The following is a 262-nucleotide window of genomic DNA, read 5'->3' as shown; positions in this document are numbered from 1 at the left end:
CGCGACGCGCACTGCGTAGCCGTCCATCGAACTGGTGTTCATCGGCGGGACGTCGAGTGGCGAGATGACGTCGGACGCGAGCACGCGGTTGATTGCTTCCAGGGTTGGCAGCGTTTCGTTACCGGCGATTTGTGCGGCGGCGCCAAGTAGGGTCGCTAGCGCGTCGGCTGTCGAGAGCATCGGTGCGCGCGGCGCAGGTGATGGTGTGGACATCGGAGCGGATGAGGACGATTCGGAAAGAATCATTGTAGCGGGAGGGGGC

The 262-nt window shown here is 64.1% G+C and carries 1 pseudogene; it reads right to left on the bottom strand.

Annotated features, from left to right (window positions below):
• Positions 1–213 (bottom strand): annotated as a pseudogene (locus SB771_RS35165) (molybdopterin molybdenumtransferase MoeA); the annotation flags it as partial.
• Positions 214–262 lie beyond the last annotated feature (49 nt).

The organism is Burkholderia sp. SIMBA_051 (genome assembly GCF_046534915.1).
Taxonomy (GTDB): Bacteria; Pseudomonadota; Gammaproteobacteria; order Burkholderiales; family Burkholderiaceae; genus Burkholderia; species Burkholderia ambifaria.
The sequence above is the reverse complement of the archived record's forward strand: the minus strand, read 5'-3'. Positions and strand labels throughout refer to the sequence as shown.